Origin of the sequence: Ruegeria atlantica, assembly GCF_947495585.1 — a bacterium.
GTDB classification, from domain to species: Bacteria; Pseudomonadota; Alphaproteobacteria; order Rhodobacterales; family Rhodobacteraceae; genus Ruegeria; species Ruegeria atlantica_G.
The window spans coordinates 241,813-259,424 of sequence record NZ_CANLZK010000004.1 but is presented as its reverse complement, the minus strand read 5'-3'; the positions used below and the strand labels follow the sequence as shown (position 1 = coordinate 259,424).

General features: G+C 57.9%; 15 protein-coding genes. 6 read left to right on the top strand and 9 right to left on the bottom strand.

Annotated features, from left to right (window positions below; all coding sequences use genetic code 11):
• Positions 1 to 180 precede the first annotated feature (180 nt).
• Entirely contained in the window at positions 181 to 1,176 is a 996-nt protein-coding gene (locus QMP16_RS10750; protein WP_282152376.1) for a helix-turn-helix domain-containing protein, read from the top strand.
• A gap of 235 nt (positions 1,177 to 1,411) precedes the next feature.
• Here the strand turns inward: QMP16_RS10750 and QMP16_RS10745 are convergent, their stop codons facing one another.
• Together QMP16_RS10745 and QMP16_RS10740 are read right to left on the bottom strand one after the other, a co-directional pair.
• Entirely contained in the window at positions 1,412 to 3,049 is a 1,638-nt protein-coding gene (locus QMP16_RS10745) for an adenylate/guanylate cyclase domain-containing protein (RefSeq protein WP_282152375.1), read from the bottom strand.
• Between the two features lie 120 nt (positions 3,050 to 3,169).
• Complete coding sequence (locus QMP16_RS10740) at positions 3,170 to 3,862, bottom strand: Crp/Fnr family transcriptional regulator (RefSeq protein WP_058274905.1); 693 nt, start codon at positions 3,860 to 3,862, stop codon at positions 3,170 to 3,172.
• 181 nt (positions 3,863 to 4,043) lie between these two features.
• Here QMP16_RS10740 and hemA point away from each other — a divergent pair, with 181 nt between their 5' ends.
• Positions 4,044 to 5,267, top strand: coding sequence for a 5-aminolevulinate synthase (gene hemA / locus QMP16_RS10735; RefSeq protein ID WP_282152374.1), 1,224 nt, complete (start codon positions 4,044 to 4,046; stop codon positions 5,265 to 5,267).
• Positions 5,268 to 5,325: 58 nt separating this feature from the next.
• Here the strand turns inward: hemA and QMP16_RS10730 are convergent, their stop codons facing one another.
• The 6 genes from QMP16_RS10730 to QMP16_RS10705 form a co-directional block, all read right to left on the bottom strand.
• The gene (locus tag QMP16_RS10730) at positions 5,326 to 5,502 is read right to left on the bottom strand and encodes a nitric oxide reductase F protein (protein ID WP_282152373.1); all 177 of its coding nucleotides are present in this window, start codon (positions 5,500 to 5,502) and stop codon (positions 5,326 to 5,328) included.
• Positions 5,503 to 5,618: 116 nt separating this feature from the next.
• Positions 5,619 to 6,167: a cytochrome c oxidase subunit 3 gene (locus tag QMP16_RS10725; RefSeq protein ID WP_282152372.1), complete on the bottom strand. Its 549-nt coding sequence runs from the start codon at positions 6,165 to 6,167 to the stop codon at positions 5,619 to 5,621.
• A complete protein-coding gene (locus QMP16_RS10720; protein WP_282152371.1) occupies positions 6,164 to 8,086 on the bottom strand; it encodes a nitric oxide reductase activation protein NorD in 1,923 nt (640 codons plus the stop codon). Before QMP16_RS10720 ends, QMP16_RS10725 begins: the two co-directional genes overlap by 4 nt.
• Before the next feature lie 9 nt (positions 8,087 to 8,095).
• Positions 8,096 to 8,905, bottom strand: coding sequence for a CbbQ/NirQ/NorQ/GpvN family protein (locus QMP16_RS10715; protein ID WP_282152370.1), 810 nt, complete (start codon positions 8,903 to 8,905; stop codon positions 8,096 to 8,098).
• 5 nt (positions 8,906 to 8,910) lie between these two features.
• Positions 8,911 to 10,278, bottom strand: coding sequence for a cbb3-type cytochrome c oxidase subunit I (locus tag QMP16_RS10710; RefSeq protein ID WP_058274912.1), 1,368 nt, complete (start codon positions 10,276 to 10,278; stop codon positions 8,911 to 8,913).
• A gap of 16 nt (positions 10,279 to 10,294) precedes the next feature.
• Entirely contained in the window at positions 10,295 to 10,744 is a 450-nt protein-coding gene (locus QMP16_RS10705; RefSeq protein WP_058275223.1) for a c-type cytochrome, read from the bottom strand.
• A 267-nt stretch (positions 10,745 to 11,011) separates the two neighbouring features.
• Here QMP16_RS10705 and QMP16_RS10700 point away from each other — a divergent pair, with 267 nt between their 5' ends.
• The gene (locus tag QMP16_RS10700) at positions 11,012 to 12,121 is read left to right on the top strand and encodes a Hint domain-containing protein (RefSeq protein WP_282152369.1); all 1,110 of its coding nucleotides are present in this window, start codon (positions 11,012 to 11,014) and stop codon (positions 12,119 to 12,121) included.
• Positions 12,122 to 12,148: 27 nt separating this feature from the next.
• Here the strand turns inward: QMP16_RS10700 and QMP16_RS10695 are convergent, their stop codons facing one another.
• On the bottom strand, positions 12,149 to 13,327 hold the full coding sequence (locus QMP16_RS10695; protein WP_282152368.1) for an NnrS family protein: 1,179 nt from the start codon (positions 13,325 to 13,327) through the stop codon (positions 12,149 to 12,151).
• Positions 13,328 to 13,562: 235 nt separating this feature from the next.
• On the opposite strand from QMP16_RS10695, the gene QMP16_RS10690 reads away from it, so the two are divergent.
• From QMP16_RS10690 to QMP16_RS10680, 3 genes are all read left to right on the top strand, one after another.
• Positions 13,563 to 15,239, top strand: coding sequence for a cytochrome D1 domain-containing protein (locus QMP16_RS10690; RefSeq protein ID WP_282152367.1), 1,677 nt, complete (start codon positions 13,563 to 13,565; stop codon positions 15,237 to 15,239).
• Positions 15,240 to 15,363: 124 nt separating this feature from the next.
• A complete protein-coding gene (locus QMP16_RS10685) occupies positions 15,364 to 17,151 on the top strand; it encodes a NapC/NirT family cytochrome c (protein ID WP_282152366.1) in 1,788 nt (595 codons plus the stop codon).
• Between the two features lie 55 nt (positions 17,152 to 17,206).
• Positions 17,207 to 17,608 (top strand): cupredoxin domain-containing protein, encoded by a 402-nt coding sequence (locus tag QMP16_RS10680; protein ID WP_282152365.1) that lies wholly within the window; start codon positions 17,207 to 17,209, stop codon positions 17,606 to 17,608.
• Positions 17,609 to 17,612 lie beyond the last annotated feature (4 nt).

The following is a 17,612-nucleotide window of genomic DNA, read 5'->3' as shown; positions in this document are numbered from 1 at the left end:
TCGACAACGCTTACGGCGACAGAAACCTAATCTGCACATGCCCCCCAATGGACGCTTACGAAGAAGCCGCAGAGTAAGCGGGCTGAAACTCACGGCCGATCCCCGAAACTTCGGGGGTCGGCAATAAGGAATGGGCGGTGCCCCGAAGGGCAAAGCCGAAGACCATCAGGTGGAGGAACAATGAAACACTATGTCCTCAAAAATGTCCGTTCACGGCAAGCCTGCGTTGCCAGGCAAACACCCAAGAGAAATCATCACGTCGATGTTGTCCTCTCTGGCGCGGACATCGAAGCATCTGCACAGATCGTCCTGGATTTCTTTGATGCCTTGAACAGGCTGGTCGAACATCATTCTTACATCATCAACATTCGCAGGTTGGCTAAAGATCCGGTCGAAGGGCCGCTGTACTGGTCTGGGCGAACGGCACTGTTTTGGGGGGATATCCACGAAAACTGGCGGTTGGATGACTCTGAGAAATCCTGGACCTCACAGGTTGTGAACCTGTCGTCGCGCACAATACTTGTCGGCAGCGCCGTTTTGCTGCTTGCTCAGATCGGGCGGGCAGAAAAAACAGTCGCCGCGGTGCACCCCAACTTCACGGCCGCAGCGCAGGAAATCGGTCTGATCGAGGATGGCTCGGGATTCCACATGGCCTATGATAACCGTTTGCACAGCGCATCGACCCGGTTAAGCGCATTACGGTTGTTGTCCAATTTCGTTTCGATCGATCACGGAGAGCACCTCGCAGACACTCTGCGCGGATACATCGGCCTGTCCGAGCCTAAAATGACCGCCAAGAGCCATCTTGCAATCCGGCTTTTCCAACGGTCCGAGGCCGATCCACAAGTGCGCCGAGCCATCGAAACGATGAGTGATAATCTTGAGGAGCCGTTGCGGATCTCGGATTTGGCGCAAATGCTGGGTACGTCTACCCGACAGTTGCAGCGTCGGTTCCTGAACAAAACCGGCACAAAGCTTTTGACAACGTACAGAGAGCTGCGTCTGGAACGAGCTGACACGTTGCTTCGGACAACGGATCTGTCGCAGCGAGAGATTTCGGCAGCTACCGGGTTTTCTTCTGCTGTCGCTTTGGGGCGCGCCTTTCGCGCCCATTACAAGACATCCCCGGACGACATCCGAAATCAACGCTTTGCGGGACAGTTATCCGCCAGGTAGGACGAAACGAACCGCGCCCCGGCAAACAGTCGGTTCGTCACCCCAACCTCAAGTCAAACACACTCGCTGACCCACGCATCGGGTGAGTTGCCGTTCCCATTGGGCCGTCATCAGAGTGCGCACTTAAGCCGTTTTGGTTAGCTCAGTCTTGTAGATTGTAGGCGCGCTCATCGCTGGCACATGACCGCCTGACCCCGCCTTTTGAAGTTACGACGGGCGCAACTCCCTGCATTTGTCAGGGATAGGGGGCACAAACGTGAGGCGCCGCCCGGCTTTCAACCAGACGTGCCAATTCAAAGGCCGAAACGCGGTTTCCTATGCCTTTCAGATCGAACGGTCCCGCCGGGGTCATATCTATCCGGACCTGACGCGCAGTTGCATTTGAGACAAGCACCTGACCGTCCTTGGCGATTTCACACAGGCGTGCCGCAAGATTGGGCGCAGGCCCGATGGCCGAGTAATCCAGACGACCCTCAAAACCGATCCGACCCAAGGTTGCTGCGCCCGTTGCGATCCCAATGCCGAGGCCAAGACTATGCTGCGCTATACCGGCCCTGTATGGGACCATCGCCTTTCGAACATCCACCTGCATTTTCTGGGCCAGATCAACGGCTCTCTGCGCAGCATCATCCAGCGGCACCGGCGCGCCGAACAAAACCATCAAACCGTCGCCAAGAAAACGTTCCAATGTTCCCCCGCAGGCTTCGACAAGCGGTCCACAAGTGCCGTGAAATGAGTTGAGCGCCGCGACAACCTGATCCGCATTGGCAACGGTGGCGAAGGCCGTGAACCCGCGCAGATCAGCAAAAAGAACCGTGATCTCGGCCTTACGGGTTCTCAAGACATCCGCCTCATCCGTCGCGCCGACAATCATCGCGGCCACCTGCGCCGGCAGAAAACGTTTCAGACGATTGGTGCGCTCGATCTCTTCTATCTGGTTGGCGACCCGAGTTTCCAACGCTGCATTCAAATCGGCCAGTTGGGTTTTTTGCACTTCGACTTGCCCGTAAAGCGCACCCAATTTTTCGCTGGTCTGGTTCACGTGGTTTGCCAGCTCGCCTAGTTCGTCCCGATTGGGAACCGCAATCCGGTTGTCGAACCCACCCCGAGACAGCTTGCTGAGCACCGCATGGATGCGTTCGATCGGCCACAACAGGGACGACGAAATCGAATATCCCAACAAAAGGGCAATCCCAATCGCTGCGATCGCCGCAGCCGTGATGCTTAGACGTGAAGTCAAATATGCCTGTTCTGTTGTCCGCGCCAGTTCGCGCACTTCCTGTTCGACATCCTGCGCCACGGTATACGCCTCGCGCTGCATGGCTTGCAGCGGCTCGAACATGTGGTCGATACCGTGTTGCGCCGCAGCTAACAGATCGCCTTCGCGGTTCAGACGGCGCAGTTCAGTGATTGCCGGCAAAATGTCCTGAAGGTCAGATCGAAGGTTCGCGATCGCTTGCGCATCCGGCATTCCGGGCTGTCCGAAACTGCGAAAACCAAGGGCAAGGTTTCGCTCTAGTGCTGCCGAAACGTGAAGTATCGAACGCGTAGAAGCCCCCAGAATGCCGTCCTGACGAGAAGGGCCTTTCAGGTTCTGCGGAACGAACAAAGACAGAAGATGAGTGTTCAGGTTCGAGATCGTTGTGTGGGTGTCATTGAAAAACGCAATACGCTCCTGATCGCGCATCATCGTCTCGGACCGCAGATTGGCTTGGTGCAAGGCATATAGACCAAACAACACCAAACAGACCAGCAGACCGGTTATTCCCAGAAATGCCACCAGCAGCTTGGCCCGAACCGAAAGAGCGACCTTGGCGACGCTGAGCGCAACCAAGGGCGGCCTGTCAGGGCCACCGTTGCGGTCGTGTGTCATGCTGCACCCCCCGCCGAAATACGCGGCAGAACTGGCATCATTGTACACAAACATGCGAAAAAACGCTAGCAAATATGCCAAAATGTCTGCGCTAATAACCCTATCGAAGCGGAATGTGCGCTACTTCTCGGACGAGTCGCGTTCGGCATAGTCACGCAGGCTTTGGATATCCGCGATTTCGGCGTGATTGCGATTGATCTTCACACCCACCGGCTTGAGCCGCGAAAACGCCCTGCTCAGACTTTCGGGTTTCATGCCCAAGCGCCCGGCAATCAGCATTTTATCATAAGGCAGCTCAACCTCGCAGCCGCCGGACACCTTGTCGGACAGGTTCAGCAAAAACTCGGCCACTCTTTGCGCGCCGGTTTGGGCCTTGAGTTGCTCCAGCTGCGCGACCAGTGAATGCAAATGGGTAAAGGTCGAAGCCAGGATCGACACGCCAATCTCAGGGTCTTCGCGCATCAGGGACAAAAGAAGTGGGCTGGGAATATGCATGATTTCGCAGGCCGAAACAGCCTCGGCAGAGACTGGGTAAGGCACATTGCGCAGCGCGACCGCCTCACCAAAGCTTTCGCCACGGGTAAAGACGCTGACGACGGCCTCGGCCCCAGTCGGCGCCATGCGAAACAGCTTGACCCAACCCGCCAGAACCACGTGTACGGCCTTGGCTTCTTCCTCCTGCAGAAAGATCGTCTCACCCCGGTCGTAGCGCCGCCAGATCGCATGGCTGAGCAGTTTGTCGATATGGTGCTCTGGCAGACTTTTCAGCAGTAACGACTGTCTGGCGATTGCCTTTTGTGTTTCATGGGCCAAGAAGTGCCCCCTTTTTCCCTGGCCAATCTCTCAGCCGGTACATTCGTTGCCTTATGGCTATGCCAAACCTGAATCCTCTGCACCAGCTTTTTCCTGCGCCACAACTTGACAATTGTCATGTCATCGCACCGCCACCATGCCTAACCTCAGGTCAAAGCCAGTATTCCCGGGAGTGTGTGAGATGGACTACCAGCGATTTTTCACCCAGAGCCTTGATGATTTGCGGGATGAAGGAAACTATCGCGTTTTCATAGATCTGCAACGGAACTGCGGGGCCTTCCCGAACGCGCGCCAGACTGATGGAGCGGTGCAGCGAGATGTGCGGATCTGGTGTTCCAACGACTATTTGGGCATGGGGCAGCATTCGGAGGTGATTGGTGCGATGCATGACGCACTGGATCGCTGCGGTGCAGGTGCGGGTGGCACGCGCAACATCTCGGGCACAACACATGACCACGTGCTGCTGGAAAATGAACTGGCCGATCTGCACGGGAAAGAGGCCGCGCTGCTGTTCACTTCGGGCTATGTCTCGAACTGGGCCGCGCTGGGAACTCTGGCGGCCAAAATCCCCGGCCTGATCGTTTTCTCTGATGCGTTGAATCACGCGTCGATGATCGAAGGCATCCGCCATTCGCGCGCGCAAAAGGTCATCTGGAAGCACAACGACCTTGAAGACCTCGAGGCGAAACTGGCCGCGGCCGCCCGCAACGCGCCCAAGATGATCGCGTTTGAATCTGTCTATTCGATGGACGGCGACATCGCTCCGATCAAAGGTATTTGCGATTTGGCCGACAAATACGGCGCGATGACCTATCTGGATGAAGTTCACGCCGTTGGTCTTTACGGCCCCCGTGGCGGTGGCATCGCCGAGCGTGAGGGGCTGATGGACCGGCTGACCGTGATCGAAGGCACGCTGGGCAAAGCATTTGGCGTGGTTGGCGGTTACATCGCCGCTTCGGCTGCTCTGTGCGATTTCGTGCGCAGCTTTGCCAGCGGGTTCATCTTTACGACCGCCCTGCCCCCCGCGATTGCAGCTGGTGCTGCGGCCTCAATCCGGCATCTGAAACAGTCGAATGCCGAACGTGATCTTCAAAAAGCACGCGTGGGGCAGGTACGTGCCCGACTGGATGCCGAAGGAATTCCTCACCTTTCTAACCCCAGCCATATCATCCCCGTGATGGTAGGCGATCCGGTGAAATGCAAATTCATCTCGGATACGCTGTTGGAAGAGTTCGGTATCTATATCCAGCCGATCAACTACCCAACCGTGCCCAAAGGGACCGAGCGTTTGCGGATCACCCCTTCGCCTGTGCATACGGACGAGGATATTGACCATCTGGTCGGCGCCCTGTCGGCCCTGTGGCACCGCTGCCAGATCGCGCGGATGCCGATGGCAGCTCAATAGCCATGGTGCCCAATCGCACCTGAGAACTTGCCGCTCTTGAAGGCGGCTTTTTCTTTGGTCACATGAGGTAGAGGGAAAAGATGACGAGCACAAAGCCGGTCAGCACCGCTGTGAATCCGCGCAGCCAGACCTGACTTTTTGCGAGATCCAGATACCGTGTGAGAATAACGCGGGCTTTGATCAGCGCGAGGATCAGGATACCGGCGCCCAGAAGCTCCGGTAGTACGGGCAGCATGGTCAACAATGCGGAAAAAAGGCTTAGCGCAAGCAACGTAAGCCAAGCACGCGGGAGTGAGTTCGGGAGCCTCCAGCGGGCGCATTTGAAAAAAGATAAAGCCTTTGACACGGCGCCTATCCCAGAAGGTAAATCACGGGAAACAGCATAATCCATACCAGGTCGACCATGTGCCAGAACTGAGCGCCCGCCTCGATGTTACGTGCATCGTCGCGCCAGGCAACGAGCAGCAGGATACCCACCCCTGCCAACACATGTGCTGCGTGAAACCCGGTCAGCAGGTAGTAGAACATGAAAAACGGGTGGGTCTCAAACGTGATCCCCTGCGCCGCTTTTCCCGTGTACTCGACCCCTTTGATGATCAGGAACACTACTCCCAGCAGGGCAGCACCGATCAAGGCAAGACGCGCGGCACCACGGCGTGCCGCCTTGCGCCAGTTCAGCGCCTGCGCGGCGAGGTAACCTGACGTGACCAGCACTGCTGTATTGAAGGCCGCACCCGTGCGATAAAGATGCGACTGCGCCTCGGCAAAGCCCGCAGGGTCGGTCAGGCGAACGGCCATGAAGGCGATTAAGCCTGCCCCGAATACCAACAGCTCCGAGATGATGAGCACCCACATCAACAACTCACCCGGAAGCTCGTCGATCAGGGAGGTATCGCTCATGCGCCGACCAGTTGGCGGTAGATCTGCGGCAGGGCCATGGTCAGCCGGTGCGGGTCGGGGATGACGGCGAAACCGCCTTGTCCGAACATGCGGGGGAACCAGCTTTTGCCTGTCTTGTCGATGGTCACACCAAACACTGATTGCCCGGCGCGGCGGGCCTCGCGGACAGCCATGCAGGTGTCTTCGATACCGTGGCGGCCTTCGTAATGGTCCAGATCGTTGGGCTTGCCATCGGTGATGACCAGCAGCAGGCGACGCTTTCGCGATTGTGCCGCCAGGTCGGCTGAACAATGTCGGATCGCAGCCCCGAGCCGGGTATAGTGGCCCGGTCGCAGCGATGCGATGCGCTGTTCGACGGTCGTACCCATCGGCTCATCAAAGCGTTTGCAGCGCTGGACGTAGACGCGTTGGCGTTTCAGCGAACTGAAGGCGTGAATGGCGAAATCGTCACCACAGGCGTTCAGGCCCCAAGCGAGCGCGGCCAGCGCCTCGCGTTCGATGTCGATCACGGCCCGGCCTGTGACGGCGCTTTCAGTGGAGCGGCTGACATCCAGCAGGATCGAGACGGCAAGGTCGCGCGCCTCGGGACGGGATTGCATCCAGATACGCTCGGTTCCTTCGCCATTGGTGCAGCGATCAACCTGTGCCCGTACGGCGGCCTCGATATCCAGTTGGTCGCCATCCAGATGGCCGCGCGTCATAACACGGCCTGGGCGAAGGGCTTCAAATTGGCGCTTAACGGCGCGGATCCGGCGGGCGGTCGCTGGGTCCTTTCCGAACGCGGCCGCGTCATCGCGAATATCGGCATCCGAGAGCAGTACATTCACGTGGTCGGGCAGATATTGTCCCGTGCGCACATCCCATTCGGGATAGAGGATACGGCCCGACAAACGTTCTCGGTTCACATCCTCAGGGGCGAGGTCCAGATGCAGTTTCAGCTTGGTGGGAGGGGCTTTGGAGATTTGTCCTAGGCCAATCTCTTCTTGGTCGTCGGCAGCCTTCTTGGCATTGTCGGGGTCGTCGTCGTCGATCCGGCGGTTGATGTTGAGGAATTCGGCCCAGCTGAGGATCGCCTCAAACTTGTGCAGAATGAAGCTGTCGCTGCGGGATGCCTGATCCGATTTGCGGCGGCGGGCGCGATGGGTTTTCTCGCCAGATTCTTCGGGCGGGCCTTCAGTGTCTGGGTTTTCGACCTCGTTGTGTTCGGAAAAGCCGACGGCGCGCAGTTCGGGCCACAAGGGTATCGGGCGCATCGGCTGATAGCCGCGCGGGGCGACCACGTCATCGTCCAGCTTCAGAAACTGTTCGGCTTTTTCCGACAACGTATGAAGTTCGCCCAGGTTAAATCGGATCAGCTCTTCGACAGCCGCCTCGGCGGGTGGAAGGCTGGGTATGTCGCGTTGATGCAGCACCCCTCTGCAAAGCTCGGCGTAAAGTGGGCGCAAGCCGGGGGCGTCCTCCAGTGTCGCCTCGACCATGTTTCGAGCGGCGATCAGCGCAGTCAAGTCGGCGCGTAACGGATCATCGTCATCAATCCGGGTTCCGGCATGGGCGGCCGCGGCCGCCAGCCAGACGTACAGTGCGCCGTTGGCCGCGCGCGCGGGAAACACCGCCAGACGATCTGGCAGGCGCAGAACCTCGCCATCAAACGAGGCGCGCGGCATCAATTCAGTCTCGGTAGCCAGCCGGCGACGCCAGCTCAAACGATGACGGGAAACCTCGGGTGAGACCGGACGCAATTCAACGCCCGGACTACCTCCCAGCCCTCGGAAAAGGACTGCCAGCCGCCCCGCGACCTCAGAGAGGTCGACCGCGGCTCCTACGTGCACCTCAGGTGCATCAAGGCGGCTGGCGAGGGTGTGCCACAGTTTCCCGATCGTTTCTTCGGGTTCCCATGGCTCAAAGTCGATCTTGACCATCGGCCGGCCTCACCCAAAGACAGCCGTGACAAGATCGAGGAGCCCGCGTTTGATATCCTCGTCATCCGTCAGAGGTTCGATCATTGCGGCAAGGATGGCGCGATCGGTGGACATGCCTTGTGCGATCAGCGTCGCGGCATAGACGACCAGACGGGTGGAAACGCCTTCCTCCAGATCCTGACCCTTGAGGCCCCGCAGCTTGCCTGCAAGGCGCACCAGTGGTTTGCAGCGCTCCAGCGGCAGACCGCTTTCCTGCGCAACGACTTCCGCCTCCATCTGGGGCGACGGGAAGTTGAACTCCAGCGAGATAAACCGCTGCCGGGTCGAAGGTTTCAGGGTTTTCAGAATATTCTGATAACCGGGGTTGTAAGACGCCACCAGCATGAAACCAGGCGCAGCCTCAAGCTCTTCACCTGTGCGGTCGATCGGCAGGATGCGCCGGTCGTCGGTCAACGGGTGCAGCACGACAGTCACGTCCTTGCGGGCCTCGACGACTTCATCGAGGTAACAGATTGCGCCTTCGCGCACCGCGCGGGTTAGCGGACCATCGACCCAGACGGTTTCGCCACCTTTCAGTAGGTATCGCCCGATCAGGTCGGCCGCGGCCAGATCGTCGTGGCAAGCCACTGTGTAAAGCGGACGGCCAAGGCGCGCGGCCATATGAGCCACAAAGCGGGTTTTTCCGCAGCCTGTCGGACCTTTCAGCAGGACCGGCAAGTTGTTGGCATGGGCGGCGGTGAACACATCGCATTCATCGCTTTGGGGCAGGTAGTAGGGGGCCTCATCCGCCCCCGTTCCCATTTGAATGGAGCCATCCATTTGCATCACTCCGCAGGGGTTTCAGCTGCGCCCGGCTCGATGATCTCTTTGCGAGGCACCCAGACCGAGTAGATGAACAACAGCGCACCAAGGACCACCACGACGCCAGAGCCAAAGCGCATCCAGTAGAAGATCGCGATCTGGTCTTGCACGTCCATGAAGTAGTCTCCGACCACGCGTTGCATGTGTGTTTGCACGGTTCCACCGAAGGTCAACACAAAGGTCATGAAGACCATGCCGCTGGTCATTAACCAGAAGCTGCCCATGTTCATCACCTGATTGTATGGATCACGGTTCTTGAGGATCGGCATGGCATAGCTGAAGATCGCCAGGTTGAGGCAGACATAGGCACCGTAGAAGGCCAGGTGACCGTGCGCGGCGGTAATCTGCGTGCCGTGGGTGTAGTAGTTTACCCCATGCAGTGTGTGCAAGAAGCCCCATACCCCGGCGCCAAAGAAGGCAAGCGTGGCACAGCCAAGCGACCACAAAAGCGCGGCCTTGTTGGGATGGTCCCGACGGCCCTTCCAGACCATGACGAAGGCAAAGGCCATCATCGCGAAGAACGGGATCACTTCGAGGCTTGAGAAGATCGAACCGATCCACTGCCAGTAGGCGGGTGTCCCGATCCAATAATAGTGGTGCCCAGTTCCAAGGATGCCCGAGAACAACGCGGCCGCGACGATGACATAAAGCCATTTCTCGACCACCTCACGGTCAACACCGGTAAGCTTCAGCATCAGGTAGGCAAGGATCGAGGCCATGATCAGTTCCCACACACCTTCGACCCACAGGTGGACAACATACCACCAGTACTGCTTGTCCAAGGACAGGTTGCCGGGGTTATAGAAGGCAAACAGGAACAGCAGCGCCAGCCCCCAAAGACCCAGCAGCAAGATGTTGGTGATCGCGGTCTTCTTGCCCTTCAGAACCGTCATCGACACGTTGTAAAGGAAGATCAGTGCGGCCACGACGATGCCGGCCTTGACCCATTTGGGTTGCTCAAGGAACTCGCGCCCCTCTTTGCCCAGCAGCCAGTTTCCTTCGAACAAGTTGAACGTATAGGTCAAAACCACGCCCAGTGTACCGACAACCAGAATGATCAGTTGCAGATAGGCCAGCATGGGCGAATGGATCTCACGCTCTGCCTCTTCCGGGATCAGGAAATAGGCCGCACCAAAGAAACCCAGGATCAACCAGACGATCAGCGCATTTGTATGTAGCATCCGCACAATGTTGAACGGCAGAAGCTCGCTCAGGAAATTAGGCGACACATAAATCCAGCCGGCGATCAGACCGCCGATTACCTGGATCGCGAACAAGCCCATCGCTACGGCAAAGTAGGCATAAGCAATTTTTTGGGATTCGTATTTCATTACTCTGTTCCCTTCCTCAGCCGGCCTCGTTGGGCGGCCAGTCCTGAGCGTCGATATTGTCCGTCCAGATCAGGAAGTTGGTCAGATCACGGATTTCTTCGTCGCTGAGGTTGAAATTGGGCATCTGCCGACGACCAGGAATGCCTGTGGGCTGTGCTTCCATCCATCCCTTGAGGGCATCAAAGGCCGATTCCGGATCATCCAGAACATCCCACCGGGTCATCACGTTGCCGACCTCGGGGGCAAAGTAAGCCCCTTCACCCAGAATCGTGTGACAATTGATACAGGCGTGTTTTTCCCAGACGTGTTTGCCCCGCACCACGCTGTCATCAAGATTCGCGGCATTCTCGGAATTCACGATGTACCAGTGGGAATGGGCCGACAAAGCCAGAAAGATAAGAATAAAGAACAGTGACCCGCCATAGAATATATTGCGGGCCATGCTCTTGGTCATGACTTCTCGCATCGCGCTCTCCTTTGCGCAGATTAGCTTGTGAAGATCAGCATGCAGGTGGGGCCGGTGCAGTGCCTTAACGAAAGTCAAGACTGGAGAATTGTTGCGCTATGGCAAAAAACAGCCGCATTCATGAATTCAAAAAAATGCCGTGGTATTGCCTTGAAATAAGGGGATTGAGTAGCGATTGTTGCTGAACAATGCCCCTGAATGAAGATTTTCGTGCCAAAAGCACTGGCTGGAACGAATAGCGCGCGTGACAAGAGGTAGTGAGTACAGATGGCAAACTATTCCTACATTGGATATGATCCCGACGTCATTTCGGTCATAACTGCGGGGCCGGACCGGGTAATATTGGACACCGATTTCGACCCAAGCACCGACCGGCGGGTATTCAATGTCGAAGATGCCGCAGGCGGGAACATTCTGTCCCGTCCAGGGGACCCAACTCTCCCCGATACCGGCACCGTTTTCAACGGTGACTACAATAGCGACGAAAACGGGGATGACTTAACGCAAACCGGTACCGTCACTAATCTGGACGGGTCCACCACCTTTCTGAGTGGTGATATTTATCTCGAGGAATCCTACATACTGACCGATCCGGACGGCGGCACGATTACCGTTTACAGGGTCGAAGTTGAGGGTGATCTGGCGGGGTATATTACGTCAGAGCCTTTGGAGCCCGGTACCGAATACTCCATGACGATTGTAAACGTCACACCGGGCAATGCGCCGGATACGGCCAACCCAACATCCATCGTGGACGTGCCCTGTTTTACCGCTGGCACACTGATCCGGACGCCGGGTGGAGATATGGCGATCGAACGTCTGAGTGCGGGCGATCTGGTCAAAACGATGGACCACGGGCCACAGCGCATTCGCTGGATCGGCGCGCGGAAGCTGTCCAGCCAGGAGTTGTCGGAAAAGCCCAAACTACGGCCCATCCATATCGCAGCCGGTGCACTGGGAAACGGGCTGCCTCAGCGGGATCTACTGGTATCTCCGCAGCACCGGATGCTGGTGCGGTCCGCCATTGCAATCCGTATGTTCGAGACCAGCGAAATCCTTGTGGCCGCGCACGCGCTTGTTGGCGTTCCCGGCATATCCGTCGAGGAAAACGCTCAATCAGTCGAGTATTATCATATGCTGTTCGAACAGCATGAGATCGTCTTTGCCGAAGGCGCCCCATCAGAAAGCCTGTTCGCCGGAGCCGAAGCGCTCAGAACCGTGCCACTTGCAGCCCGGGCAGAAATGCTGGAGCTGTTTCCTGCCCTGGCCACCGAGGATTTTGTGCCGCCATCCGCGCGTCCGATCCCGAGCAAAGGCAAACAGGTCCGACACATGGTGCAACGCCACATCAAAAACAGCCGCTCATTGATCGAATGATTTCGATCGTTTGAAACGATAAGGTACCTAGTCTTGCTTCGCGCGCGGTCCTGTCAATGCGGGCCACATCGCAACCAGATACAGCGCAAAAGCCGTGACCCACAGACCGTCAGACAACAGCATTGCGACCAAATAGCCCGTGTCCAACTCGGCCCCGATCCAACGCGACAGCGCCGCCGCCGCCATCAATCCATAGGCCACAACCATTGGTCCGGGTGCGACCAGCGCGCGACCGCTATGTCCAAGCGCGGCGCGACTCATGACCGCCAGTGTCATGCCACCTACGCAACCGATACCCAGAACATGCAGGGCGGCAACCTCATTGCCAAGACCCAGCACCGCCAAGCCCCACAGGATCAGACCCAGCGCCAACATGCCCAGCCCCAGATGCAGCGCCAGCAGGATCGGTTCACGCGCAGCCCAAATTGTCCGCCACCGAGCCATGCGCAGGATTTGCACCACGCCCAACGTTAGGGCAACAGTCCCGGCAATTTCCCAATCGCCTGATGCCAGAACGCTTAGCGGCAGGATAAGCGACAACCCCATACCAGCTTTGTTCAGCGCAGCGACGGAAACGGGCCAGTCAGCCTCAGACACCCCGGCGCGTTTCATGGCGTTGCGGGTAAAGGCCGGCGTGATCCTTCCGCCGAGGATGGCAATCATCGCGCAGAGCGCCAGCAAACCCATCCGCAGCCCGGATTGCAACGTGTCATCCGTAATTCCGATCCACTCAAAATGAGTCAGCAACTCCGCGATCCAGATCAGGCTGAGCAACAGTAGGAAAATCATGTTCTGCGGTTTCGGCCGGCGGATCAACTGCGTCGCTATCTTGGCTGCAAGGACCGGAACAAACGCAAGGTCGATCACGGCAACCATAACCGGCGGCAGCATACCGGAAAACCACATTGCCATCCGGCCTGCCAGCCATACCCCTGCCGCAAGGGCGATGAACCGAGCGCGTGCGTCAGGTGCACCGGTCCAGTTTGGCACCGCCGTCAAGAAGAACCCGCCCAGCGCCGCAGTCGCATAGCCAAAGATCATCTCATGCGCATGCCACATAGGCGGCGTCATGCCGTAATCCGGCGCCATGTAAGGCACCGTCAGCCACAATCCCCAGACTAGTCCGACAAAAAGGCCATACAGCCCGGCGGACAGAAAAAACACGCGGAACCCCTCACCAAAAATACGGGTGATGACTGCGGGCATGGCTGCTCTCCTAGGTCGTTTTTCCAAGCCCTAGCAGCCCGCTTGTTCGCAGCACTTAACCAAAATCAAAACCAGCGGAAAACATGCCCCTAAAACACAGATTTTCTAAGGTTTTTTCGGGCGAATTTTTGCATCTCTACCCCGGTTTACGCCCCATCCGTTGACTTTCGTCAAGGAGCCGAAGGCTGCGATGCGCCAACCTTGGCCCTGCCTCACCAGCAAATGGAGAGTGATCATGTCACTTGGAATCAGCTACAAAAAAACTGGCCGTGCCTTTGGGGTCGGTTTGGCGATGCTGCTGGGCAGCGTCGCTGCTCCGACACTCGCCGAAGAGCCAACCCTTGATAAGGACGCCTTTGAATCGTCAAAACAATTGTACTTTGAACGCTGCGCTGGCTGTCACGGCGTGTTGCGCAAAGGGGCGACGGGCAAAAGCCTTGAACCATTGGTGGAAACGAAAAACGCCGACGGCACCGTGACCAAATCCGGCACCCTCAAATTAGGACAGGAACGGCTCGAAAAAATTATCGCCTGGGGCACCGAAGGCGGGATGAACAACTTCTCGGACGTGATGTCCGAGGACGAGATCAGCAATATGGCGACCTACATCCAGATGGAGCCACCCAAGCCGCCGGAAATGTCGCTTGAGCAAATGATGGCGACCCGTAAGGTCTATGTCGAACCCGAAGATTACCCAAGCGAGCCGCTGCACGGCCGAAACTGGGAAAACTTCTTTGTGGTTATCGAACGTGACGTAGGCAAGGTGGCTGTGATCGACGGCGACACCAAGGAAGTGCTGGCGCATATTCCGACAGGCTATGCCGTGCACGTTCTGAAAGCGTCTGAGCACCATAAACTGGAAGAGCCGGAAAACCCGGGCCGCTTCTGGTACACCATGGGCCGCGACGGCAAGATGACCAAGATCGACCTGTGGCAGAACCCTGAGAATATGCTCGTGGCCGAGGTCACCATTGGCTATGACGCCCGCGACGTGGCCGTTTCTGGTGATGGAAAATACGTAATCGGTGGGGCCTATTGGCCGCCGCATTTCGCAATCGTCGATGCCGAAACGATGGAACCGAAGAAGGTTGTCTCGACCCGAGGCTACAACGTGGACGGGGACTATGTGGAAGAGGCGCGTGTTGCCGCGATCTACACAACTCCGAACGAACCGACTTGGATCGTTGCCGTGAAGGAACTCGGCCAGCTGTGGCAGGTCGATTATTCCGATCTGGATAACCTGCGGATCGACAAGATCGACAGCGCCAAGTTCCTGCATGACGGGTTCTTTGATCCAACCGGCCGTTACTTCCAGATCGCCGCGAACGCGTCGAACAAGATGGTTGTGGTCGATACCGAAACCCACAAGTTGGAAGCCATGATCGACACGGCGCCGCTGCCGCACCCCGGCCCGGGCGCCAACTGGGAAGACCCGAATTGTGGCCCGGTTGCCGGTACGACCCACTTGGGCGAAGGCACTGTCACCGTGTGGGGCAACGACCCCGAAGGTCGTCCGGATGACGCCTGGAAAGTCTGCTACGAAGTGGAAACCGACGGACCCGGTCTGTTCATCCGGACACACCCGGAATCGGACTATATCTGGGCCGACCAGACCAAGCACCCTGAGCCTGAGGTTCAGCAATCGGTGCAGGTCATTGACAAGGCAACCGGTGAGATCGTGAAAACGATCCAGATCACAGAAGAGGAAGGCAACGTCGCTGTCCACTTCGAGTTCAACCAGGACGGTTCCGAGGTTTGGGTTTCCAAGTGGAACCGCTCGACCTCGAAGGAAGCGAACGGTGAGATCGTGATCTACGACGCCAAGACGCTGGAAGAGATCGGCCGCGTGAAGGGGCTATTTGCACCGACCGGCAAATTCAACGTCTACAACCGGTCGAACCACGTCACCTGACGGTTTCGCAACCAACTTCGGAAAGGGCGGGCCCCTCGCCCGCCCTTTCCTCGTTTGTTCACTCAGCCAAACTCACCGGCCTGCCATCCAAGGCCAGACAAGACAGCCAAAACGGAGCCCGGACATGACTTCCGAACCGGAAAAGAAAAAACCGATCTGGCGCCGGTATTTCCTGTGGGGAATGCCCGTGGCCGGTATTGCCGCAGCCTTTGTCGGCGGCATCATCTTCTGGGGCGGATTCAACACCGCCATGGAAGCGACCAACACCAAAGATTTCTGTATCTCTTGTCACGAGATGCGCGATTTTGTCTATGAAGAATACACCGGCACGATCCATGACGTGAACCGGTCCGGTGTCGGTGCGGTCTGTTCCGACTGTCACGTGCCCAAGGACTGGACGCACAAGATGATCCGCAAGATCAAGGCGTCCAAAGAGCTGTACGGCAAGGTGGTTGGCACCATCAACACGCGTGAGAAGTTCGAAGCCAAACGCGTGCATCTGGCGATGAATGAGTGGGAACGGATGAAGGCCACCGACTCGCGTGAATGCCGCAACTGTCACGACTTTGAATCGATGATGCCTGAATTCCAGAAACCCCGTGCGCGTCAACAGCACCTGAACGCGATGACCGTGGGCCAAACCTGTATCGACTGTCACAAGGGGATTGCGCACTCGGACGCCCGCGACCGGGCCGACGAAGAGTATCTGGAAGAGCTTGAAGCGCCGAACCCGGACTTTATCCGTCAGATCCCGCCGGAATATATGGCGAGCCTTGAACGGATCGAAGCCAAGGAAGCCGCGGAAGCCGAGACCGAAAAAGCCGCCAAACAGGCGCAGCATGAAGCCGTGCAGGCTCAAATCGCTGCGGCGGTAGATGCGGCCGTGGCCGAAGAACGCGCCAAATCCAACGGTGAGGAAGCAGCAGCGCCCGCAAGCGGGGGTGGTGATGATGTCGGCACGGATATCGACTGGAACACAGTTGCCACCGCCGATTTGAAACTGTTCTACCCCGGTCAGGCTTCGTTTGAATGGGTCCAGAACGGTAAATTCCACGGTGGTGCCCGTCCTCTGACCAAAGGTGGAGACCAGTGTACAACCTGCCACGCCAAAGAGCTGGACACGATCGGCAACAAGATTGTTGCAGGCGGCGAATTGGAACCGACACCGATCCCCGGCAAACGCGGCGTAATCGACGCAACCGTTCAGGCAGCACATGATGACGAAAACCTGTATGTCCGCCTGCAATGGCCGGATGCAGGCCACAACCCTGCTCCCTTCGTGGATGGCGGCAAAATGGATCCCGACAACCAGATCAAGGTGGCCATGATGATCACCGGCACGGGAATCGAGCTGGGCGATCAGGTAGGCTGCTGGGCCTCGTGCCACGCCGACAACAGCTTTATGCCCTTTGACCCCGGCGCGGATGCGATTGCCGCCAATGGCGACGTCGCAGGTCGCATGTCTGCGCAGGGCACCGTGACCAAATACATCAGCGAAAGCCGCACGGATGTCGAAATCAAAGGTCGCCGCGGTAAGGCACTAGGCGGTTGGGACAAGCTGGAGGCCGAAGCACAGATCGAACAGTACCTGGCCGACGGCACCTATCTTGACCTGATGCGCGTCTACGCGGATGGCAGCGCGTCAAACGGCTATCTCCTCGAACAGCGGGTGGTTAATGACGGTGAAATCGCCGCCTCGGCGAACCTGTCCGGTGGCATCTGGACCGTGGTCTTTACCCGGCCGTTGAACTCGGGCGCGCCGGGTGACGTCCCGCTCGAGCCCGGCCAGACCTATACGGTTGGTTTTGCGATCCACGACGATTTCGCCGCCGCCCGGTTCCACCATGTCACGCTGGACACCAGCCTGGCATTGGACGACGACGCCGCCTTCATCAACGTGGTCAAACAATAACAGATCGGGGCCGGGCACTCCGGCCCCACCCCATTTTGGAAAGGAGACTTGGACGATGAAACCCCAACACCTTCTTCCTGCCCTGCTTTTTCTGTCCGCGCCAGTATGGGCCGAGGACACTGCCGAGCTGTGCGCCGAAGCCGAAGACCGTTATCTCACGCTTTTTGGCCAGCCAACCTCGGCGGTCGAGGATGCCGAGGTGGTGCTGATGTACAAGTACAACTTCTGCCCATCCGAACTGACCGTGAAGGCCGGCACCACTGTCCGCTGGGTCAACGTCGACAAGCGGACCAGCCACTCGGTCTTACCGAAGGATGGCGGCAAGCCGGAAAGCGACCGGTTGTTCCCTGAAGAAACGGCCGAGATTACCTTCGTTACCCCGGGTCCGCAGGAATACCTGTGCGGCCCGCATTGGGAAACACAGAACATGATCGGAATGATCACAGTCGAACCCTGAGCCG